The sequence below is a fragment of the Occallatibacter sp. genome, assembly GCF_036502485.1.
Lineage (GTDB): Bacteria > Acidobacteriota > Terriglobia > Terriglobales > Acidobacteriaceae > Telmatobacter.
Genome location: NZ_DASXYM010000149.1, coordinates 22913 through 46095, shown reverse-complemented (window position 1 = coordinate 46095; position 23183 = coordinate 22913). Strand labels below are relative to the sequence as shown.

The following is a 23183-nucleotide window of genomic DNA, read 5'->3' as shown; positions in this document are numbered from 1 at the left end:
ACGGTGGGTCCCGGCGGGATCGGCCAAGGTGTCATCGGGCCTGCAACGGTGGGCCCCGACGGAATGGGCCGAAAAGTGATGGAACCCGCTGCGTAGGCGTGATGCGCAAGAATCAGGGCTACAGTAACAAGTACTGAACGTAAGGCAATAGAGCTGAGTTTCATGATGTTAGCCGACTCCTAAAGAGACTTTGTACGAAAAGAGTAACCCACACGAGGGATGACTGGTACAACAAAGGTAACTTTGCTGAAAATCTTTGGACACTTACGGAGCGCAAGATTTTTCGTCACATACTTCCCGACTAAACCACTGGGCGTGGCGATGATACAGGAGTTCCATTGCGCAGCGTTGACCGGGTAAGCTGAGTCGTGTTGGTGCGCTCTCGACTGACGAGCGCTGGGGGGGCTTGGTGATTCAAGAGCAACGAGAGCGATTCAATCAAACTTATTCCGCCCATCGATATGCCGCCTTCCTTCAGATGCTGGAGGACCGGTGCGGGTGCAGGGTTGAATTCCGCGTGGCCGAGACCCCCATCTTCCTGGAAAAGCGCACTCTCGAGCACATGGCGAAGCTGGGTGCCGGCATGGCATGCGAACTGATTAGTGACCCCGTATATCTGGAGGAAGCCCGCAAGGCGATTCCCGAGGGTTACCGATTGCCGGGCGAGTGTCGCCATCCGCACTTCCTTACAGCCGACTTCGCATTCGTTCGGGACAGCTCGGGCGAACTCTCGCCTCGCCTGGTTGAGATTCAGGCCTTCCCATCTGTTTATGCCTATCAGGCAGTGCTGAACCGGACGTATCTGCAGGCTTACGGCCTGGATGAAAATCTCGGCTGGTATCTGGATGGGCTTGACCGGGACGGGTTTTGGGAATTGCTTTCGAGGACCGTGCTGGGAGGGCAAGACCCGATCCACGTGGTGCTGACGGAGATTGATCCTCAACATCAGAAGACGCGGTCGGACTTCGAAGTGACTGCCAGGAAACTCGGTATTGCGGTAGTCGACATCCGTTCCCTGGAGCCGGAGGGCGACACGCTGTACTATCGCAATCCTCAGGGCAAGCGAATCGTAATCCATCGCATCTACAACCGGGCGATCGCCGATGAACTGGTGGCGCGGAACATCAAGTTGCCCTTCGACCTGACGAAGAAGTGGGATGTGCAGTGGGCGGGCCATCCCAACTGGTATTTCCTGATAAGCAAGTTCTCGCTGCCGTGGCTCACGCGCACAGGAAGATGGAACCGGGTGGTCCCTCCGGCGGTGTTTCTCGATGAGTTTTTGCTCGGGCCGGGCCGCGAGCGGTTGAAAGCGGCAGGCGTGAAGGTTGACGCCGCGGGCCCCGATGCGGCGTATTCGGAGTTGCTGCTGAAGCCTCTCTTTTCGTTCGCCGGCAAAGGAATTCAATTTGAGCCCACCCAGGCGCAACTGGAAGCCATTCCGAAGGAGGAGCGCGCTGGATACCTGCTGCAGCAGCGAATGCGGTTTGAGCCCACGATTGAGACGCCTTTCGGGATGACACAGGCCGAGATTCGTATTCTCTACCTGTGGCCGGACCGCGGCACGCTGCGTCCGGTTCTGCCGCTGGTACGGCTGGGTCGCGGCAAGATGATGGGGGTGGATCATAACAAAGACCAGGAGTGGGTGGGCGGTTCGGCGGCTTTCTATCCGAAAGCGGGCACATAAAGCAAAAAACGCGATCACAATGGATCGCGTCTGAGAGTTTTACCTATGAAGTCTATCGGCGGACCAGTTTCTGCTCCATCATTTCTTCATCCACGTCGCCTTGGATGATCTTATTGTGCAGGCAGTAGAGTGCCAGTTCAAGCCGGTCGCTCACGCCCAGTTTGTCGTAAATCTTGCGCAGATAGTTCTTAATCACCTGTTCAGTGGTGCCAAGCTGGAAAGCGATCTCTTTGTTACGCTTGCCTTGTGTGATGCAGGTGATGATGGCCATCTCCTTGGGGGAGAGCCGGGGCTGCGTCTTAGGATTGACGAGCGATGCGGCTTGGGCGCGATATGCCTCAATGACCCAGTTCACGCTCTGGTTGTCGATCCAGGTCTCGCCGGCGGCGATGCGACGCACGCAGCGCACCAGCAGGTCGGGCGAGATAGAGCGGGAGATGATGCCGCGCACGCCGCGGCGATAGAGCTCCACCGTGCCACTCTCATTGGCGGCTGCCGCCTGCACAATGAGCTTGACCTTGGGCGCGACCTTGATCAGTTCGTTAACGGCGCCAGCTGTCGGTCCCAAAAGAGCGCCTTCAACCAGGACAACGTCGCTGGGGAAGCGCTCAATAGCGGCCTTCAGGTTCTCGAGTGAGTCGGCCTGAGCCACTACCCGAATATCATCCTCAAGCGCAAAAATCTTGCGGATGCCGACACGGTAAATTGCCTGCGAATCCGCAAGAATAATGCGGACGGTGCCGGGTTTCTCCGTGCCGTCGACAGGTTCGACTTCAGGGTTATCTTCAAGAAAGTCCATACCGACTATGACCTGGCCCAGGAAATATGGTTATTGCTCCACGAATCGATACTCGTCTATCGTGGCGGCAACTTGAGTCTGGGCTTGGCTCTTCGAGCAGCGTACCACACGTCCGGTACAATCCACCAGAACATCATGGGAAGTACCCAGGACACCACCCGGCATGCGGAGCGAGAAAGCAATTCGCTCACCCACGCGCAATGGGGCTTCCATCTGGAACAGAACACCGCTCGCCGACACATTGCATGTCAGAGCTGTGTGTTCTCTGCGGGACGACTGAACTACAACGGGCAGCGATAAGGGGAAGCGGACAGCGCATCGGACTTCTTGCCCAGGCGGGTTCTCAGGCATCTTCTTCGGAAAAACCGCGACGCCGGACTTAGAAGACTTATGCATCCAAACTCTCGAATCAGGGAGACAACGCCCGACAAGGCAACTGTATCGGATTTAAGGGGTAAATCCTAGGACACAATAGTTCCCTAAATGGTAACCAGGGTTGCCGGGCTTCTGAGCTGGATCTACTCGCGTTCAGAAGCCTTCGGAGCGCCATCGCAGGTCACGGGTCCAGGGTGTACGGTGCCATTGCAAGTGGGCGAAAGTCGGCTGTCGCATTGTGCCCGCGCGCGCTCCAGAAGGGTGATCAGGCTGCGCAGGTCAGTGTCTCCAAGATGGCTCAGCATCTCAGCCGGGAAGCGCGAAACCGCCTCATCCATCTCGCCAAGCAACTCCAGTCCTTTCTGCGAGATGTGCGTGAGAACGACCCGCCGGTCCTTCTTGTCGCGCTCCTGCCGAACCAGTTCCGCCGCTTTGAGCCGCGACACCAGCCGCGTGACGTCCGGGTCCGCCGTGAGCATGCGGTCGCCAATCATGGAGCAGGGCAACCCGGCCGGATGCGCGCCACGCAGAATACGAAGAACGTTGTACTGCGTGGAGGTGATTTTCCAGCGGCGGGTTGTTTGCTGCAGGGCACGCTGGAGGCAATCCGTGGTGCGGATCAGGTTGAGCAGTACCTCCTCGTGCGGACCGGAAAACGGCGTCTCCTGCGAGATTTCAGCCTTCAGCTTAGACAAATGGAACTCCCGCGGGACCCTTCGGCGATCGACGGTCTACCGCGTCGGGATATTGACGATCGCCGGTTTTGGGGTGTGTGCTACTGCTTCGCGACGTCCAGGTCGATGGTCAACGTGATCTCGTCACTGACCACGTTATCGGGGGTCTTGGCGCCGATGCCGAAGTCCTTCCGCTTAAGTTTGGTGCTGGCGCTATAGCCCGCATGAGGCTTTTTGTCCATGCCGTTGATTGGACCATTGGGGCCGTCCACATCAAGGGTGACCGGCCGGCTAACACCGTGCAGCGTCAGATTGCCGTTCACCGTGAGGTGTCCGGCCGACCCGCTAACCGTGGTGCTGGTGAAAGTCGCCGTGGGAAATTGGCTCACGTCGAAATAGTTCGGACTCTTCAGGTCGTTGTCACGCATCTGCACCCCGGTATCGATGGTGGTTGTGTCGATGGTCACCGCAACGGTGGACTTGGTGATATCGGACTCGTTCAGCGTAAGGGAGCCCTTGAGGCCGCCGAAGTGGCCGTGAACGTTGGATAGGGCGAGGTGCTTGACCGTGAAATCTACGCTGCTGTGAGCCGGATCGATGTTCCAAGTGGACGTTTGCGCCGCTGCAAAAGGCGCGGCGACGGAGAGAACTGCGACTGCGACTGCGAGACGATGCATGAGAAATCCTTTCGGCAACGGGCCATCGGCCAGCCAATGGGAGTGCGCGCCGCACAGTTTGCCTGACATCCTGAATGCAAACCTGTGGGCGGAGAGGAAGTAAAGCTCTGCCCACAAGCATGCCATCTCGCGGTAGTTGTTGCAACAGGTACTCTCCGGCGCGGTTCTGGCGGAAATCCTAGAGCCCTGCCGTTCGGGCTGAACATGCACGCCGCAACGCGGAGGGGCTGGTTCTTTTTGCCGGGGTGCTTAGCACGAACGTGTGATTGAGGCGATTTTGCCCCGTACCTATGATCGACGCAGCTTACCAGGAACATCAGGCCCCTTGTTGGACTGGCAGAAGGCTCGGGAGGGGAACAAGGTTCGGAGGCGGCGTCTACTCGACGGCGCAGTGCGGACATCCTCGAACCAAGTCGGCCATCGTGAAGCATCTGGGCCCTTGTGTGAAATTGCGGGAGAAGTCTGTGAGATCACTGCGCGTTGAAAGCATTCCCAAACACAACAGCCCGTTGGCGGAACCTCTGCTGGACGACTTGCGCGAGACGCTGTCTGAAGGCTCGTTCAAGCGAATGATTGCGGTGGAGCGGAAACGGAGTGAGCGCTCGAAAGAGCAATTTCTGCTGATGCTGGTCGAAGTCGGGGATCAGTTGGAAGCCAGGGAGAACCGCAATGCCCTCGAGAGCATGCTTGAAGTGCTGCGCGCCTGCAGCCGCGAGACGGATGTGATTGGGTGGTACAAAGAGGACGCGGTGATCGGGGTTATGTTCACGGGCCTGGTGGCAAACGACAGGAACCTGATTCTCACCACGGTTCTGAACCGCGTCAGCAACCTGCTCAGGAACGAGCTTACGTATGATCAGTTCGATCAGGTGAGCCTCTCGTTCCATTTTTTCCCGGACGAATGGGACCATAACGGGGCGGATGGACCGACGAGTGTCACCTTGTATCCGGACCTGATGAATCCTTCGCGGCGCAAGCAGTCTTTGCTGGTGTTGAAGCGCGCGGTTGATCTGCTGGTGAGCGGTGTCAGCCTTCTGATCTTGTCGCCATTGTTCCTGGCAATCGCCGTTGCCATCAAGCTCACCTCAAAAGGGCCGGTGCTCTTCAAGCAGCAGCGTGTGGGGCAATACGGGAAGCTGTTCACGGTTCTGAAGTTCCGCTCCATGTACGTGAACAACGATCACAGCGTTCACAAGGAGTACGTGACGAAACTGATTGCTGACCAGGCGCAAAAGAATGGCGCAACGGGAGCGGGGCAGGGCGTGTACAAGCTGACGAACGACCGGCGGATTACTCCGCTGGGCAAGCTCTTACGACGCACCAGCCTGGACGAACTGCCGCAGATCCTCAACGTGTTTCTGGGTGAGATGTCGCTGGTCGGTCCGCGCCCCGCCATTCCTTATGAGCTTGCAGCCTATCAAACCTGGCATCGCAGACGAATTCTTGAGGCGAAGCCGGGCATAACGGGACTGTGGCAGGTGACCGGCCGAAGCCTTGTCAAGTTCGACGATATGGTGCGGCTGGACCTTCGCTACGCGAATACCTGGTCTTTGTGGCTGGACATATGGATCCTGCTTCGAACCCCGCTGGCTGTCATCCGCGGCGCAGGAGCCTGTTGATAGCCGGCCGCGCTTTCGTTTCTCTTCAGCGTGTGGCGCGAGTTTCGCCTAACCTTATTTGCCGGCCCGATCAGAGGCATATACTGCCCATAAATATTCCCTTGAAAGTGCGGTGGGTTGATTGAACTTTGGCGTAATCGGCTATGGCTACTGGGGACCGAACGTGGTGAGGAACCTCACGACGCTGGAGGGATCTCAGGTGTTGATGATTGCGGATCTGAGCGCGGCAGCGCGGCAGCGCGCGCAACGCGCTTATCCGTCCATTCACGTGACCGCCGATCCGCAGGACGTCGTCAAGTCCACCAAAATCGATGCTGTGGCAGTGATTTCCCCTGTGTGGACACATTATGAACTCACCAAAGCGGCTCTGCTGAACGGCAAGCACGTATTCGTCGAAAAGCCATTTACGAGCAGCGCCGCACAAGGCGAAGAGCTTATACAACTGGCTGAGAGCCGCAATCTAAAGATCATGGTGGATCACACCTTTCTGTTTACCGGCGCTGTGAAAAAGATCAGCCAGTTGGTAGACGAAGGCGCGCTGGGAAAGCTGTACTACTACGATTCGACACGCGTGAACCTGGGCCTGCTGCAGCACGACGTGAACGTGCTGTGGGATCTGGCGCCGCATGATCTGTCCATCATGGATTACATCATCAAAGAAGATCCTGAAGCGGTGGTGGCCACGGGTGAAAAACACCTGAACGATTTCGAAGACGTGGCGTACATGACCCTCTACTTTCCGGGCAAGACGATCGCCCATATCAACGTGAACTGGCTCTCGCCGGTGAAGGTGCGCATGACGCTCATTGGCGGCGAGAAGCGAATGGTGGTATGGAATGACCTGGTTGCCGATGAGAAGGTCAGGGTATATGACCGCGGTGTGGAGACTACAACGCAGGAAGGCGTATACAACCTGCTGGTGAACTACCGGTCAGGCGACATGTACGCGCCAAGGCTGGAGCAGGTAGAAGCACTTCAGCAGGAGCTGAAATATTTCAATCACTGCATCACCACGGGCCAAGACCCAATCAACGATGGGCGCGCGGGGTTGCGAGTAGTCAGAATGCTTGAAGCGGCGAGTGAGTCGCTGAGCAAGCGGGGAGCCCTGGTGAGACTATGAACTCCTACAACTGCATTGCAGACGACGTACGGCTGGGCGAGGGTGTTAACCTCTCCAAATTCATCAATTTATACGGCTGCGCGATTGGCGACGGAACGAAGATTGGCGCCTTTGTCGAAATCCAGAAGAACGCTGCGGTCGGGAAGAACTGCAAAATCTCTAGCCACAGCTTTCTATGCGAGGGCGTGGAGATCGAGGATAACGTCTTCATCGGCCACGGTGTGATGTTCATTAACGACCGCTATCCCCGGGCGACAAACCCCGATGGAAGCATGCAGACCGAGGCGGACTGGAAGGTGGAGCATACGCGCATCTGCAAAGGCGCGTCCATCGGATCAGGTGCGACGATCCTCTCCAGCGTGACAGTGGGAGAGGGCGCGATTGTGGGGGCGGGAAGCACGGTGACGCGCGATGTGCCGGCACATGCAATTGTGGCGGGCAATCCGGCGCGCATGACCCGGAGGATGAAGGCTGCTGAAAATGACGCGAATGCTCCAATTCCATTCCTCGACCTAATAACCCCGCATGTGGAGATGGAACAGGAACTGGTGACGGCGTTTCGCCATTGCCTGCAGACGGCATCATTTGTAGGTGGTTCGCCCGTAGCGGAGTTCGAGAAATCGTTTGCGGAGTTCTGCCAGACAAGCGAATCAGTTGCAGTGAACAGCGGCACGGATGCTCTCCGTTTCGCGCTGATGGCAGTTGGAGTCGGTCCGGGTGATGTGGTGGTGACAGTGCCGAACACATTCATCGCCACGACCGAAGCAATCTCGCAGGCTGGCGCGCTGCCGGAGTTTGTGGATGTCGACGAGCGAACCTGCAATCTGTCTGCCGAAGCGCTCGAGTCTTATCTCGCAGTGCAGTGCACGCGCGATGCGAACGGCCGAGTCGTGAGCCTGCGCAGCGGGCGGCCGGTGAAGGCGGTTGTACCGGTGCACCTGTACGGTCAGATGGCCGATATGGATGCGATTCTCGCGCTGGCGGATCGATTTGGATTGACGGTGGTGGAAGACGCCTGCCAGGCGCATGGCGCGGAATACTTCTCGGCAGAGCGCGGCACATGGATGCGTGCGGGATCGATGGGCGCGGCGGCTGCTTTTAGTTTCTATCCAGGCAAGAACCTGGGCGCGTTGGGTGAAGGCGGTGCGGCGACCACCAATGATGCCGCCATTGCCAAGACCATGCGGCTGCTGCGCGATCACGGACAGGCCAAAAAGTACTACCACGACATTGAGGGTTATAACGGGCGTCTCGACGCGATGCAATGCGCGTTTCTAAGCGCAAAGCTGCCGCGTTTGGAAGGCTGGAACGCATTGCGACGCGAGCGCGCGGCGAAGTACAGCGCGCTGCTTGAAGAGGGAGGGGCGATGGTGCTTCCGTATGAGCCCGCCAATTGCCGCGGCGTGTTTCACCTCTATGTTGTGCGCGTACCTGAGCGCGATGCGATGATTGAGCATCTGAAGCAGGCAGGTATCAGCACTGGCATTCATTATCCGATCCCCCTGCATCTGCAGAAGGCGTATGCGCATATGGGGTACGGTAAAGGTTCTTTCCCGGTTACGGAGAAGGCGGCCGCAGAAATCCTGTCGCTTCCCATGTTCCCGCAACTCACGTCAGGGCAGCAGGCGCGTGTCGCCCGCGAGATACATGCGTTCTTTGCTCCGGGCGACATGTGCGACCAATTGGACTTTGCCGCTGTCGGCAGGTCCGCCGTGAAGGTATAGCGATGCCGAATGCTACGTACACCGCTCCCGCTCTACCGGAGTACGTGCTGGTAACTGCGGCGCGTAACGAGGCGCAATTCATCGAGTCCACCATCCGTTCTCTCGTTGCCCAAACAGTGAGGCCCTTGAAGTGGGTCATTGTGAGCGATGGGTCCACAGACGGCACGGATGAAGTTGTGGGCCGGTATTCTGCGCGGCACCGGTGGATTGAACTGCTGCGCATGCCGGAGCGCGCTGAGCGGCACTTCGCGGGCAAGGCGCTTGCGGTCCGCGCGGGCGTGCAGCGCATGCAGGGAACGCCCTATGAGGTGATCGCCTGCACCGATGCTGACATGACATTTGAGCCGGATCATTTCGAGTATCTCCTGGGCGAGCTCGCATCGGATCGACGGCTGGGGATTGTCGGTACTCCGTACAGAGACACGTCCAATGAGACGTATGACTACCGGTTCGTGAGCACTACTCACGTCTCCGGCGCATGCCAGGTATTTCGACGGACGTGCTGGGAACAGATCGGCGGCTATGCGCTGTCGAAAGGGGGCGCCATCGATACGATTGCCACGCTGACGGCGCGCAGCAAGGGATGGAAGACGCACTCGTTTTCGGAGAGGATCGCGTTCCATCACCGCGTGATTGGAACAGCGGAAAATAGTCCCATCCAATCGCGATTTATTCTTGGCAAACGTGACTGGATGATCGGGAACGGCGCGCTTTGGGAACTTTGTCGAGGAGTGTACCAGACGACCAAGCGGCCTTATGTGCTGCGGGGAGTCGCGATTCTTGCCGGCTACATCTGGGCGGCGTGCTCAGGTGTGCATCGCCCGGTGCCGGCGGAACTGAGGGCCTTTCGGCGCAAGGAGCAGAGGGCACATCTTTGGAAATTCCTCCAGGGCAACACAGGCTCCAATCGTGAGACAAGCGCAGGCGAGCGACCGCGTCACAGCGCGCAAACCGCAGGGTGAAGTGCATGGAGGCGAATGCCCACAATCCGGCTCACACCACCATGGCCGCGGTCATAGTGAAACCGTGCGCACAGGTCATCGTGAATGCAGATGACTGGGGTTTGCGGCGCGTTGCGACAGATCGCATACTTGATTGCGTTCGCGCCGGGTCCATCTCCTCGGCCAGCGCGATGGTCTTCATGGAAGACTCAGAACGGGCAGCCAGCCTGGCGCATGCACATAGCGTGGATGCCGGTCTGCACCTTAACCTGACGGAGCCGTTCAGTGGTGCACAGGTCCCCGCCACCCTTCACGCGCATCATCAGAAGCTCGTGGCCTTCCTACGCAGAGGACGCCGCGGCATGCTGCTTCCGAATTCTTTGCTGGCGCCTTCGTTTGAGTATGTGGTAAACGCACAACTGGCGGAGTTCGAGCGCCTCTATGGACGGAGGCCGCGTCACATCGACGGGCACCATCACATCCATTTATGCGCAAATGTGCGCGGTCAGAAACTGCTGCCAGCGGGAAGCACGGTGCGGCGCAATTTCTCTTTTGCGCGTGGAGAGAAGAGCTGGCTGAACCGAAAGGTCCGCGCTTTGCAGGATCGCCAACTCGGACAACGGCACCGTATCACCGATTACTTCTTTGACCTTGCGCCGACTGCGGATGAGCGTCTACGCCGGATCCTGCAACTCGCGCTACATGCAGACGTTGAGATTGAATGCCACCCGGAACGGGATGCAGAGTACCAGTTCTTGATGAGTGACGGACTCGGGCGCCTGGGATTTCAGGTCGACGTCACGCGCGGCTATCGGCTGCGCAGCGAGGACGCAATGCCCGCGCAGGCGTTCGTGGAACTCAAGGTCGATCAAGAGAAGACCCCGCACATCGCCGTGTGCATCTGCACCTATAAGCGACCGCGGGAATTAGAACGGCTGCTGCGTGCCATAGACCGGCAGAACACGAAAAACGCATTCACGTTCTCAGTTGTGGTGGCGGATAACGATCAGGCGCGATCGGCCGAAACGGTGGTCAAACAGGCGCAGCGAACCATGCACGTGCCGGTGAAGTACTGCGTAGAGCCGCAACAGGGAATCGCGGCGGCGCGCAATCGCGTCATGGCGAACGCCGACGGAGACTACTTCGCGCTCATCGACGATGACGAGTTTCCCGAGCAGGATTGGCTCGTACGCCTCCTCGAGACGTGTGCGCAATACCAGGTTGACGGTGTGCTGGGACCGGTAAAGCGCTATTTGGACGACGACGCGCCGAGGTGGCTCAAACGGAGCACCCTGTACGATCGCGCCGTGCACCCTACCGGCTTGCCGGTAGCATGGCGCGGTGCGCGTACCGGGAACGCACTGGTAAAGGCGAATGTGTTCGCCGGCGAGGAAGCCCCCTTCCGGATCGAGCTGGCGGCTGGAGAGGACCAGGATTTTTTTCGCCGCAAAATCGAGGATGGGAGCAAGTTCGTCTGGTCTTCCGACGCGGTGGTCTGGGAAGAGCTACCGCCGGCGCGATGGAAGCGTATGTACTTCGTTCGCAAGGCGCTGCTGCACGGGTCTCATGCCGCGCTGCGCGCGGACTGTAATGCAAAAAGCGTCGTCAAGTCTCTTGTGGCGGTGCCTTTCTACACGCTGGCCCTACCGATTGCGCTCGCCGCAGGCCAGCACCGGTTCATGACTCTGCTGGTGAAGCTCTGTGATCACGCGGGCAAGCTGCTTTCATTGGTTAAGATCAGGCCCTTTCACGACGAGTACGTGAGCGAGTAGGGGCACAGACTTCTTATGGGAATGGTCGGGATTTGATGAAGCAGTTGATTGAGGTCGCGGGCAGCGATATACGAATCCTTGGGCGCCGGTTGCGCACGGCGAAGCTGGAGGCGGAGTTTTACCATTTTCTGTCCGATCCAGAGCGGGTGATCGCAGCCCTTCGCGGCTTGCCCAATGGGCCTGATCTCTTCACCTTTATCCAAGGCGCCGCTGATCCCGCTCCAAGCTTCAAGTACCACATGGAGTGGGATAATCTGGCCCTCATTCCCGTGTCCAGCTTCGAACACTGGTGGACTAAGCAACTCGACAGCAAAGCGCGAAATCAGATGAGGCTGGCGGAGAAGAAGGGTGTAGTTCTGCGCGAAGCGCCCTTCAACGACGAGTTGGTCCGCGGCATCCAAAAGATCTACAACGAAACGCGTATCCGCCAAGGCAGACCGTTTCCGCACTTCGGCAAAGACTTCGAAACCATATATCGCGAGGAAGCGACATTCCTCGAACACTCGATATTCCTCGGCGCGTATCTGGGAGATGAACTCATCGGGTTCATCAAACTGGTCATGGACGAGCAGAAGACGCAGGCCGGTATGATGAACATCCTCTCGCTGATCAACCAGCGGGACAAGGCTCCCAACAATGCGCTCATCGCAGAGGCCGTCCGCGTGTGCGCCGCGCGCGGCATCCCTAATCTTGTCTACTTCCGGTTTGTCCACGGCAAGCGCGAGCGCGACGGCATCAGCGACTTCAAGACGAACTGCGGCTTCCGGCGTGTGGACGTCCCCCGGTACTACGTTCCGCTCACGCTTTGGGGACATGCCGCATTGCGTCTCGGACTTCACAACCGGCTGCGTGACAGAATCCCTGAACCTGTTGCCGAACGGCTCAGAGAACTGAAGAAGAAATGGCACGCCCCTAAAAGCTCGTCGCTGCCGGCCAACACCGGCGCTCAACCGTAGACTGCAGAAAGCACCTCCCGACCCAGCATGAAGTACATCGCCACCGCCATCACTGTCGCGTTCATCTACTGGCTATTCCGCATGGACCGGCACGAGGAGAAACGCGTTTCGTGGGCGTTATGGATTCCCATCATCTGGTTCGGCATCATCTGCTCGCGGCCGGTTTCTTTCTGGTTGCAGCCGGACCGCGGTTCCGACTTCATGAACCGGTACACCGAGAGCAGCCCGATCGACGCTGCCGCCTACGGAGCGCTGATCCTGGCCGGGCTGTGGGTTCTCAACCGCCGGGCGCCGCGCGTAAAGCAGTTTCTGCAGGTGAATCTGCCAGTAATTCTGTTCTTTTTCTATTGCGCGCTGAGCCTGATGTGGTCCGACGATCCAATGGTCGGGTTCAAGCGATGGTTCAAGGCTGCCGGCGAGATGGTAATGGTTCTGCTGATCGTTACGGATCCGGACCCGGAGTACGCGATCAGCCGGCTTTACACGCGCATAGGTTTCGTGCTGCTGCCGATGTCGGTGCTGTTCATCTACGCATATCCGGAACTTGGGACTACTTACGACCCGACTGAACACGTCACCATGTACACCGGTGTAACAACCTTCAAGAACCTGCTGGGCGTGACGTGCATGGCGTGCGGCTTGGGCGCGCTCTGGTCGTTCATTGGCGCCCACCAGGATCGACGCATGGCAAACCGGGCGCGGCATCTGATTGCGCAAGGGATCGCTCTGGTTCTGGCTGTGGCGCTTGTTATCCGGGCTGACTCCATGACGTCATTTTCATCGTTGATGCTGGCCGGCGGGGTAATGGCAGCATCGTGGCTCATTTGGGTGCAGCGCCGGCCGCCGGCCCTCGTAGGAGCGGTCCTGGCCGCGATCGGAGCGGCGGGTTTTGCGCTCTTTCTTAGCTCTGGCGCCGGCATCCTTGAGGAACTCGGGCGCAATCCGACGCTCACCGGCCGCACCATGATCTGGAAAGCAGTTCTCGCACAGCCGATCAATCCGCTCATCGGAGCAGGATTTGAAAGCTTCTGGATGGGCAACCGCATGGAGTCCGTCTGGTCCATGAGCCAGCGGGGAATTCAGCAGGCCCATGATGGTTATCTTGAGCTCTACCTCAATCTCGGGTGGTTGGGGGTGGCCCTGCTGGGCACGCTGATCGTGACCGGATACTTCAATGGCGTGTCACTTTTTCGCCGAGATCCGCAAGCGGGCAGGCTGCGAGTCACCCTACTTACCGCTGCGGTGGTGTATGCCTTCACTGAAGCTGGGTTCCGCATGCTCAGCCCGGATTGGTTCGGCTTTTTGCTCGCCATAACGGCTATGCCAATCGCTCCTGCCGTCGAGACCAGGGTAAACGCACCTTCTACATTGCAGGGAACTCGACGCGCAAAAGAGGTTCGAATCCTGGGCTAGTCGCCCGTTTGTTTGTGAGGAAATATTGAAGCCGTTTGACGCCACTGGCGCATTTGCGCCGTCAGTTCCGGGCGGGGGCACAGCGCTGCGCTCCCTGGCAGTGCGTGGCGCGGGCATGAATGTTTTCTCCGGCATCATGTCTCTGGCCATCCAGGTGGCGGCCACTGTGGTGCTGGGGCGCATTCTGGCTCCGCGCGACTTCGGTTTGGTGGCCATGGTCCTCACATTTGCGATGCTGCTCGCGAATGCTCCCAACAACGGCTTCATCGATGCGATTCTGCAGCGTAGCGACATAACCGAGTCACTCGCGAACAATCTCTTTTGGATCAGCATTGCAATCGCGCTGGCGCTCACCGGAGGGTTCGTTTTGGCGGCGCCGCTCATTGCGCGGTTTTACGACGAGCAGACCGTCACCCGCATCACCTGGGCCTTATCCGGCCAAATCCTGCTCACTGTTGGGCCCACCGTGCACGCAGCTCTCCTGCGTCGGGCGATGCGGTTTCCCATGCTGGCGATGAACGACATCATAGCCCGCGCGGCAGGCGTCGTCACCTCCATCGTTCTGGGCATGGCAGGGTGGGGCTACTGGGCTCTGGTCGCTGGGCAACTCGCCATGTCGCTCAGCACGGCCATTGGCGTGTGGATCCTTTGTCCCTGGATGCCCGGCCGGCCCACCGCTGCACAGACGCGCGACACGCTGAACTTCGCACGCCACATCAGCGTTCGCTACAGCATCAACTACTTCGTCCGCAACTTCGACAATCTTCTGGTGGGGTGGCGCTTCGGCGCTAATCCGCTGGGGTTCTACAAGAAGGCTTACGACCTTTTTGCCCTGTCGATGACGCAACTGGTCTCAGCGAACGCCAATGTGGCCGTCTCGGCTTTGAGCCGGGTGCGTGAAGATCGCGCGCAGTGGACCCGTTATCTGCTGGGCGCCATGGGGATGCTGGCGTTCGTGGGTATGGGGATTGCCGGCGACTTTACGCTGGTCGGCAAAGACATCATTCGCGTGCTGCTGGGACCGAACTGGGGTACGGCCGGCTGGATCTTCACCTTCTTTGCGCCTGCCATTGGGATCATGATGGTTTACGGCGTTCACGGGTGGATCCATGTTTCGCTGGGGCACGCAGACCGCTGGCTCAAGTGGGGCGTCGTCGAGTGGGTCGTCACCTGCGCTATGTTTCTTGCCGGACTGCCCTGGGGGCCCCAAGGAGTTGCGGTTGCGTGGAGCGTGTCGTTCTGGGTCCTGACGCTGCCTGGCATCTGGTATGCGGGCAGGCCCATCGGCTTCGGGGTGATGCCGGTCATTCGCTCCATCTGGCGCTATACAGTGGCATCAATCGTAGCGAGCGCAGCGACTTATGCTCTGCTGATACACAATCAATGGGTTCGAGCTTGGGAAGGCACCGGCGGGGCGGCGCTGCGCATTACGTGCGTGACGGTGTTGTTCGTCCTTCTTTACATCCTCGCCGTGCTCATTCTCCATCGCGGGCCCGCACCGCTGAGGACCATGATGTCCCTGATGGGCGAACTGCGGGGCCACCGTCGCGCGACGCCGGTGGCGGCTCATAGCACTGAAGAGGCACACGCTGTCCCGTCAGTGGAATAGGCCACTGCTCCTAAGTCTGTTCTTCTTTGGTAACAGGAGAATTGCACCTTGCGTCGCCTCTTGAGGGAACTTCGGTAATGAGAGTATGCATGCTCGCCTACTCGTTCTACGACGCCGACAATCGCGTGCGGCGCTATGCCGAGGCACTGGCCCGGCGTGGTGACCAGGTGGATGCGATTGCCGTGGGCCACGCGGGCCAGCCCCCCGTTCAGGTGATCAACGGCGTGCGGGTGTTCCGGGTTCAGAGCCGGGTGCGCGACGAAAAGGGGCCGTTCAGTTATCTGCTCAAGATTCTTCTCTTCTTCTTCCGTTCGGCCTGGTTCCTCTTCAAGCGGGCGTTTCGCCAGCCGTACGATTTGATTCACGTCCACAACCTGCCCGACTTCGAGGTGTTCGCGACCGTCTTCCAGCGCATGCGCGGAGCACGCGTGATTCACGACATGCACGAAGTGGTGCCGGAGTTCTACGCCAGCAAATTCCGTATAGGGGAGCGCTCAGTTGTGTTTCGCCTGCTGGCGCTGATTGAGAAGCTTTCAATCGCGTTTGTGGATCATGTCATCGTGGTGAACCATCTGGTGGAGGAGACGGTTCTGAAGCGCCGCTCCGTGCTGCCTGACAAGTGCACCGTCATCCTCAATTATCCGGACACGCGCATCTTCGCGCGCACGGCGCCGCGGGTACGCACGGGCGATGACTTCGTGATCTGCTATCCGGGCACCCTCAGCCGCCACCAAGGTGTAGATATCGCCGTGGAAGCTGTTGGGTTGCTGCGCGACCAGGCGCCGAAGTTGAAGTTCCTGATCATCGGCGATGGACCGGAGCGCGACAACCTGAAAAAACTCATCGTCGAGCGGGAACTTGAGGACCGCGTTTCGCTTACCGGGCTAATCCCGCTGGAAAAGGTCGCCGATATTATGACTACCATCGATCTTGGCGTGGTTCCAAAGCGGAAGGAAGGCTTCGGCGACATCGCATTCAGCACCAAAATCATGGAGTTCATGGCGATGGGTGTGCCCGTGCTGGCGTCGCGCACGCGCATTGACGAGTTCTATTTTGGTGCCGGCTTGGTGGAGTTTTTTGATTCCGGCAATGCCGCTGATATGGCCGGAAAGATCCTGGGCCTCATGAACCAGAGCCAGCAGGTAGACGATCTGCGCTCGAGAAGCGCTGCCTTTATCGTAAAGAACAACTGGGCCGTGAAGCAGGAAGAGTATTTCGCGCTGGTGGACCGGCTGGTGAGTCAGACCGCGCCCGCTGTACTTGCGGGTGTGCGATAGGTTTTGTTTCTGCTGCAGTTCGAGAATGGATCGATATGAAAGCGCTAATCAGAATGACGGCGTGTTCCATGTTTGCCTGCATGGCTGCGCAGGCGCAGACGTGGCAGCCCTTTCTCTCGCCGGACCGCGGAATCGACTGGACCACTGCCGGTGTGGGAGCAATCCCAGTTCGTCCCGTGACCTGCGCCACCCTGAAGCCCGAAAGTACCGTTGAACAGATCAACGCTGCGTTGACTGCCTGTCCTGCGGGCCAGGCGGTTCTGTTGAACGCTGGAACCTTTGCCATTTCCGGAACTATCCGTGTACCGTCCAACGTCACCCTTCGCGGAGCCGGTGCGGACCAGACCATCCTCAACGCCACAGGTTCGGGCGACGCCGTCGTGGCAATGGGCAGGGGCGATGTGCCTTTCAGGCCACGCGTGATCCGGGGAGGCGCAACGGCGGGGTCCACGCAGATAGAGCTGGGTTCGGCGGAAGGAATCCTCGCGGGAACCTTCCTGGCGATTACCGAGCGTAACGATCCGGCTTATGTGGCCTCAGCCGGTAGCGGCGGCAATTGCAACTGGTGCGACGGGGGCTGGACCAGGGATGGCAGCATGGCCCGCGGGCAGATTGTCGCCGTCACAGCGGTCAATGGGAACAAGGTAACGATTGCGCCGGCTTTGTATTCGGCCTATAGGCATGAGCCGGCCGCGATGCCGTTCCAGATGGCAGCAAGATACGCCGGCGTCGAAGACCTGCAGGTGCGCGCCAACAATTCCGGCTACGGTACTAATTTCCTCCTCGACATGTGCGCGTGGTGCTGGGTGCGCGGAGTGGAGTCAAATTACGCCGATGGCGACCACGTCACTCTATGGTGGGGGTATCGTGACGAAGTCCGCGACAGCTACTTCTCCAACGCCTGCGAGCATGTGCCCGGCGCCCACGGTTCGGACATTGAGCTTGGGTTGAAGACCAGCGCCTCTCTGTTTGAAAACAACATCATTGAGCGCACGCATACGGCGGTGATGCCGCAGTGGGGTGCGGCCGGAAACGTGATCGCCTACAACTACACGACGGGCGAGTTCGACAGCGACGCCCCTAATGTGGTGATCGGCGGAGTGAATTCTCACGGAGCGCATCCCCAGTTCAACCTGCTCGAAGGAAACATGCTCACCGAAATCTATGAGGACTCGGTCTGGGGCAGCTCCAGCAACACGACGGCGTTCCGAAACTGGGTGATTGGTACAAACCGCGTGTGCACACCGTTGCTGGGCCGAGGGGCCGTCGACTGCACGGCGCCGGATGGACATTATGGCTTCCAGGCGGCCCGGGCCGTCCAGCTTTCGTACCTCAGCACCCGCAACAATCTGATTGGAAACGTGATCGGCAGTGCGCAGATGCAGACGCTCAAAAGGAAATCTGCGGCCGTTCTGCAGACGCCAATGCTTGAATACCCGCAAAAACGGGCGTATGAGACGGCTGTCGGACTGACATTCGGTTACGGAAGCGCCAATGATGACGGAACTGGCGACGGTTGCGGCGGCGGCATCCCGCCATGCCACGCGGCAAAGAACTCGGCAACCGACCGGATTCATGGCAATTACAACAATATAGGAGGCGCAGTTTCATGGCTTCCGGGTATTTCCCACGCGCTTCCGGCCTCTTTTTACCTGTCAACCAAGCCGGCGTGGTGGGGCGATCTGCCTTTTCCAGCCATCGGCCCTGACGTGACCGGCGGCCCAGGACCGCGCGGGCACGCGTTCGGGATTCCGGCCGAAACCTGCTATCAGAAGATCATGGGCGGATCTGACGGCGGCGCAGGCAGTCCGCTGACCTTTAGTGCTGCGCGTTGTTATCCGGCCGGTGCGAAGAGCACACGGAAGTAGGCTACTTAGGAAATCCAAATTCCCAACTGATTACCCGAGGTTACTAACCGGTGTACCCCCGTGCGCCCCGTTTGTGGGATACAGCTTTCTCCAATCGTTCCTTACTCTTGTGAGAACCATTAGTCCGCGAGACAAGCGGAGGTCTTCTTTTCGCCGGAACAGCGCATAATTTCGAACCCCGGGGTTGGGCGGGATTTCCGGGAATGGCGGGCGGGTGCAGGTAGCAAAGAACGAATGAAAGGCATCCTCTTCAGGTCGTGTCTCGGAGTGCTCGTTGCAGTCGCGATGAGTTCCTGCCCCATGCAGGCGCAAGGGCCTGCCCGGCCGGGTGCGTCCGCAGCTCAGGCCTCAGAGAGCCCGGATCCGCAGTTGAAGCCCAATCCCATTGAGGCCCTCCGCAAGTTTGAACCGGCGGCTGACGAGGAGTACCAACTCGGCCGCGGCGACGAAATCCAGGTCGATTTCTCTGGTCGCCCTGAACTGCAGGCCAAACTGGTGGTCGGTCCTGACGGGCGTGTCACGCTCCCCCTGGCAGGCGAGGTAATGCTGGCGGGTGACTCGCGCAGCGGCGCGGCGAAGAAGATTGAAACAGCGCTCAGCGCCTATTACTCAAACCTGAGTGTGCTGGTCACCGTGACGAAGTATACGGCCAACCGGGTTCTGGTGCTGGGCGCGGTCGACCATCCGGGGCCGGTTGTGTTTGAAGGCGCCCCCAAACTCCTTGAGGCAATCACGCGTGGCGGTCTCCCGCTGGTGGGGCCGCTGAAGCGGCCGCAAATCCCGGATCAGTGCGCTATCTATCGGGGCAGCGACCAGGTGATGTGGGTGCAGTTGCGGCAGCTCATTGACTCCGGCAATCCCCTGGCGGATTTGCGGCTGCGGCGCGATGATGTGGTCTACGTGCCCGATCCGTCCGATCGGTTCGTTTCCGTGATGGGTGAGGTCAACCATCCGGGCGCCGTGGAACTGGCCAGCAACTCGACCCTGAGCAGCATCCTGGCCATGGCCGGCGGAATCACAGAGAAGGCCGGCGGCAGCCCGCACGTGCAGGTCGTCGACAGCAAAAATGGAACGTCCCGCAGCATCGCGTTCAAAGACCTTCTCAACCCCGCCAAGTCGCTTGAGGTCACGCTTCATCCCGGCGACATCATTTATGTGCCGGTGAGCGGCTTCTATCGCGCCACTTACTTCCTTGAGCGCCTGAGCCCGATAACCACCCTGGCGACTCTGGCCGCCGTCAACGGAGCGCTATGAAAAGCCTCCGCGAAAAACCTGATTTCACTGAAGACCTCCGCGCCGGTCTGCCGGGTCCGCAGAGCGCGGCCAACACGGTTCGCCGCATGCCCGCAGCAGGTCCCCAGGAAGTCTTTTTCCACCTGGACTTCAAACGCAGCCTGCAGATGCATCGCAAGCTGGCGGTGGGCATTGTCGTCGCGGCGCTGGTTCTTTCTCTCGGCTACATGACGAAGCGCTGGAGCACCTACAAGGCTCAAACACTGGTGTATGTACAGCCTTCGCCGCACAAAGTGATCGAGAGCGGTCCGGGACAGCAGTGGCCCTACGACGCCAATACTTATGAGTCGTACATTCAGCAACAAGTTCATGACGTAACCCGTCCCGATGTTCTGTCGGGCGCAATCAAGCGCATTCCCGGTTGGCAAGGATCGAAGGAGAGCGCGCAGGCCGCGGCCGACCGTCTGGGCAGCGCCGTGGAAGTGACTCGGGTGGGCACGGCTTACGAAGTGCAGATCGAGTCGACGGCGGGCAGCGCGCAGGAGGCGGCGCTGATTGCGAATGCGGTTGCGTCGAGCTACATAGACAGCGCTACACGGGAACAGCGCGCCGGGGATCCGCAGCGGATTGAATTACTACGCGAAGAGCGCGAGCGCATTCTCAAGGATCTGGCCGGCGACCGATCTGAACAGGAAGGGCTGAGCCGCAAACTCGGGGTAGCGGCGGTGAGCGGCAGCCCGGATCCGATTGATGACCAGATCACCCAGACGCGAGCCGAGCTGGTGAAGGCTCGGACCTCCAGCGATGAAGCAGCGGCCAAGTTGACCGCACTCGGTGGCGGCAAGGCGTCGTCAGGACCGATCGATGCGGAGGCTGAGCAACTGGTGTCGGCGGACCCCGGGCTGGTGAGCATGAAGACGGCGCTCAACAAACGTCGTTCCGATCTCATTTCCCAGATGTCCAATCTCACGCCCAACCATCCGCAGTATAAGCAGGACGCGGAGGAGTTGGCGAAGATCAACACCTCGCTTGAGACGATGTCGACCGAGTTACGGAGGAAGGCCGCGTCGGAAATCCAGCAGAGGCTGAAGAATGACCTGGAGCGCACCGCCTCGGTTGAGGCTCGGCTGAATGGGCAGTTGGCCCAGCTCACAAGCGCAGCCGGAACGGCTGCTCCGCGCATGCAGCGTTTGAATGAGCTTGGCTCCGACGTGCAGCGGCTGCAGAACCGCTATGCGGTGGTGGATGAGCAATACCGCAACCTGACCATTGAGAACAACTCGCCGGGCGCCGTGTATCTGGCTTCTGCTGCGCTGCCCCCCTTGCATGCTGCGCGCGCCAAGATTGTGCGCAATGGCCTGATGCTGATTGTCGCGGGGCTGGTTCTGGCCTTCGGAGCGGCGCTGGTGGCCCACAACTTGGATCACCGGGTTTACAGCGCGCAGGATGTGGAACGGGTACTCGGCTTTGCCCCCATGGCGCAGTTGCCGGACCTGCAGCAGGTGGGCGCAGGGGTCGCGGAGGAGTACATGCTCCGCGTGGCGGCCGCGGTGGAACACGCTCACCAGCAGGGGCTGCTGACCAGTTGCATTTTTACCGGAGTGGCCGCAGGCGCCGGCGTCAGTACGGTTTCCACTCGCGTGAGCAACATGCTTGAGGCCATGGGGCGCCAAACCGTTTTGGTGGATGCAGCCGGGGCTCCCCAGGCACCACAGGGCGGGGAGGCAGCTGGAGGCATCACTGATCTGGTTCACGCTCCGCGGGGACGGCGCTCGACTGCCCTTCTGCGGCAGATGCATGATGAGGCGGACGAAGACAGCGTCGTGATCACCGACACGGCTCCGTTGCTTGTTTCCGGTGAGACCGAGTATCTGGCCCGCTTTGTGGATTCGGCCATCGTGGTGATCCAGTCAGGCGTAACCACCAAGGCGCAGCTTCGCGAAGCAGCTCAGACGCTGCAGCGGCTCGAGGTATCCTCGGTGGGCTTCGTGCTGAACCGAATCTCCCTGAAGAACGCAAATCCTGCATTCCTTCAGTCGGTGCATGCGGTAGAAGACCATTTGCGTGCGCAGGCGAGGCCGCTTGACAGGAAGCCTGACCGGAAGCCTGCTCGGACCCCTGACCGAACCGCTGATCAGATCTCTGATCGGCCCGTTGCCGCACCCGCGCCCGTCGAGAGCGTTCCGGCGCCCGCTCTGCCAGTGAAGGTGGAACTGCCGTCGAGCATTGTCTCGGAACAGCCCGAAACGGAAGCGCTTCCGGTCCAGGTGGAAGCGCTGCCCGAAGTTCCTGCGCACCCCGTCTCAGTGGATGTCGTCGAGAAAATCGCCGCCGCGCCGATACCTCAACCTGCGGCGCCTGCCGCGGTTGCGGATTTGCCTGAGGCGGCAACCGCTGCAAAGGTGGAGACGCCAGTTGAGCAGCCCGTCACCCTTTGCGAAGAAGCACACGAGAGTGCCGGCATCAGCAGATTGGCGGAAATGGCTGCTGTTCCTGCCCCGAATCCGGAGTTGGCGCGTACATCGTTAGAGCCGGTTGCGCAGATGGCCGCGGTGGTCGAAGCCAGGAAGTCCGAGCCTTCTCCTGCTCGAGTGCGCGCGCGGGAACTCATCTCCCGTCCGCTGCGCGGGCGCGTGCCGGCGCGTACATACCCGGCCTACCAGGAGGTGCCTCTCGAAACGCCTCCAGCCGAAACACGTCTGCCCGATGCTCCGCCTTCTTACAAGCGCGCGGCTGAGGCAAGGTCGATCCCTGCATCCCCTCCAGCGGCCGCCGTGCGTCAGCCGGTCGGTCCTCCTGTGGAGGAGACCGTAGTCGAAGTTCCTGCAAGGCGCGTTTCCGCAACTGGATTGGTGCCGGCGAGCCCCGCCAAACGATTCGAGAATCTGGCTGCTTCTGCTGCGGCCCGCATGACTGAGTTTGCTGAAGTGAAGCCGGTCGCGCCCGTCGCGCCGGTACCGCAGCACATTCAGCAGGCTCCGGTTGCGTACCCGGCGAAGCCCACGCCCACGGAGGAGCCGGTACTCGCACTCGCAACCAGGGAAGGCGAGCCCGACGCGGCTGCTTACAATGCGGCATCCAGATTGGGTGGCTTGCGAACCCTCATGACTTCGCTTGGCATCAAGCAACTGCACAAGGAAGCGGAAATACGCAAGACACACCAGGAACCGGAGATGGCTGAGCACGCGGCGGAGCCATCCGTTGCGCGGCCGGTGGAACGCGCGGTGTTCGCACAGCCCAGCGGCGACGTGACAGCTTCAGGCAGTCGGGTCAGAGAAGTGACCGCCAAGCCTGAGATCATTCCGCCCATGGTTGTTGTTGAACCAGCTGAGCGCCCCGCCTCGCGGCCAGGCAAGTCGCCTCGTGTCAGCCGTTGGGAGATTGCTGACGACGTGGAGACCCTACCCTCGGTGCGCGGCCAGTATCGCAAGCGTCACTAAAG

General features: G+C 59.8%; 17 protein-coding genes. 13 read left to right on the top strand and 4 right to left on the bottom strand.

Translation table 11 applies throughout. The features are described from left to right. Positions 1 to 517 precede the first annotated feature (517 nt). Positions 518 to 1684 carry a hypothetical protein gene (locus VGL22_RS19075; protein WP_465268544.1) on the top strand — a complete coding sequence of 389 codons (1167 nt, stop codon included), beginning with the start codon at positions 518 to 520 and terminating at the stop codon, positions 1682 to 1684. A gap of 52 nt (positions 1685 to 1736) precedes the next feature. On the opposite strand, the gene VGL22_RS19070 is transcribed toward VGL22_RS19075, so the two are convergent. The 4 genes from VGL22_RS19070 to VGL22_RS19055 all read right to left on the bottom strand — a co-directional run bounded on the left by VGL22_RS19070 (position 1737) and on the right by VGL22_RS19055 (position 4209). After that, positions 1737 to 2483: a response regulator transcription factor gene (locus VGL22_RS19070; RefSeq protein WP_465268543.1), complete on the bottom strand. Its 747-nt coding sequence runs from the start codon at positions 2481 to 2483 to the stop codon at positions 1737 to 1739. Positions 2484 to 2513: 30 nt separating this feature from the next. Further along, positions 2514 to 2834, bottom strand: coding sequence for a PilZ domain-containing protein (locus tag VGL22_RS19065; RefSeq protein WP_465268545.1), 321 nt, complete (start codon positions 2832 to 2834; stop codon positions 2514 to 2516). Positions 2835 to 3001: 167 nt separating this feature from the next. Next, a complete protein-coding gene (locus VGL22_RS19060) occupies positions 3002 to 3553 on the bottom strand; it encodes a MarR family winged helix-turn-helix transcriptional regulator (protein WP_465268542.1) in 552 nt (183 codons plus the stop codon). 80 nt (positions 3554 to 3633) lie between these two features. Next, on the bottom strand, positions 3634 to 4209 hold the full coding sequence (locus tag VGL22_RS19055) for a YceI family protein (protein WP_465268541.1): 576 nt from the start codon (positions 4207 to 4209) through the stop codon (positions 3634 to 3636). Between the two features lie 464 nt (positions 4210 to 4673). Between VGL22_RS19055 and VGL22_RS19050 the strand changes: the two genes are divergently transcribed. From VGL22_RS19050 to VGL22_RS18995, 12 genes are all read left to right on the top strand, one after another. Beyond that, positions 4674 to 5828, top strand: a complete 1155-nt coding sequence (locus VGL22_RS19050) for a sugar transferase (RefSeq protein ID WP_465268540.1) — start codon at positions 4674 to 4676, stop codon at positions 5826 to 5828. Between the two features lie 121 nt (positions 5829 to 5949). Further along, a complete protein-coding gene (locus VGL22_RS19045; RefSeq protein WP_465268539.1) occupies positions 5950 to 6948 on the top strand; it encodes a Gfo/Idh/MocA family protein in 999 nt (332 codons plus the stop codon). Then, the gene (locus tag VGL22_RS19040) at positions 6945 to 8672 is read left to right on the top strand and encodes a DegT/DnrJ/EryC1/StrS family aminotransferase (protein ID WP_465268538.1); all 1728 of its coding nucleotides are present in this window, start codon (positions 6945 to 6947) and stop codon (positions 8670 to 8672) included. Before VGL22_RS19045 ends, VGL22_RS19040 begins: the two co-directional genes overlap by 4 nt. A 2-nt stretch (positions 8673 to 8674) precedes the next feature. Then, on the top strand, positions 8675 to 9634 hold the full coding sequence (locus tag VGL22_RS19035; protein ID WP_465268537.1) for a glycosyltransferase family 2 protein: 960 nt from the start codon (positions 8675 to 8677) through the stop codon (positions 9632 to 9634). A 5-nt stretch (positions 9635 to 9639) separates the two neighbouring features. Next, on the top strand, positions 9640 to 11385 hold the full coding sequence (locus VGL22_RS19030; protein WP_465268536.1) for a ChbG/HpnK family deacetylase: 1746 nt from the start codon (positions 9640 to 9642) through the stop codon (positions 11383 to 11385). Positions 11386 to 11420: 35 nt separating this feature from the next. Next, positions 11421 to 12341, top strand: coding sequence for a hypothetical protein (locus VGL22_RS19025; protein WP_465268535.1), 921 nt, complete (start codon positions 11421 to 11423; stop codon positions 12339 to 12341). A 27-nt stretch (positions 12342 to 12368) separates the two neighbouring features. Next, the gene (locus VGL22_RS19020; RefSeq protein WP_465268534.1) at positions 12369 to 13754 is read left to right on the top strand and encodes an O-antigen ligase family protein; all 1386 of its coding nucleotides are present in this window, start codon (positions 12369 to 12371) and stop codon (positions 13752 to 13754) included. A gap of 25 nt (positions 13755 to 13779) precedes the next feature. After that, entirely contained in the window at positions 13780 to 15363 is a 1584-nt protein-coding gene (locus VGL22_RS19015; protein WP_465268533.1) for a lipopolysaccharide biosynthesis protein, read from the top strand. A gap of 77 nt (positions 15364 to 15440) precedes the next feature. Then, the gene (locus VGL22_RS19010) at positions 15441 to 16640 is read left to right on the top strand and encodes a glycosyltransferase family 4 protein (RefSeq protein ID WP_465268532.1); all 1200 of its coding nucleotides are present in this window, start codon (positions 15441 to 15443) and stop codon (positions 16638 to 16640) included. 35 nt (positions 16641 to 16675) lie between these two features. Further along, positions 16676 to 18508, top strand: coding sequence for a hypothetical protein (locus VGL22_RS19005; protein WP_465268531.1), 1833 nt, complete (start codon positions 16676 to 16678; stop codon positions 18506 to 18508). 234 nt (positions 18509 to 18742) lie between these two features. Continuing rightward, on the top strand, positions 18743 to 19762 hold the full coding sequence (locus VGL22_RS19000) for a polysaccharide biosynthesis/export family protein (protein WP_465268530.1): 1020 nt from the start codon (positions 18743 to 18745) through the stop codon (positions 19760 to 19762). Continuing rightward, entirely contained in the window at positions 19759 to 23181 is a 3423-nt protein-coding gene (locus VGL22_RS18995; protein ID WP_465268529.1) for a GumC family protein, read from the top strand. The genes VGL22_RS19000 and VGL22_RS18995 overlap by 4 nt, the downstream gene beginning before the upstream one ends. Positions 23182 to 23183: the final 2 nt, after the last annotated feature.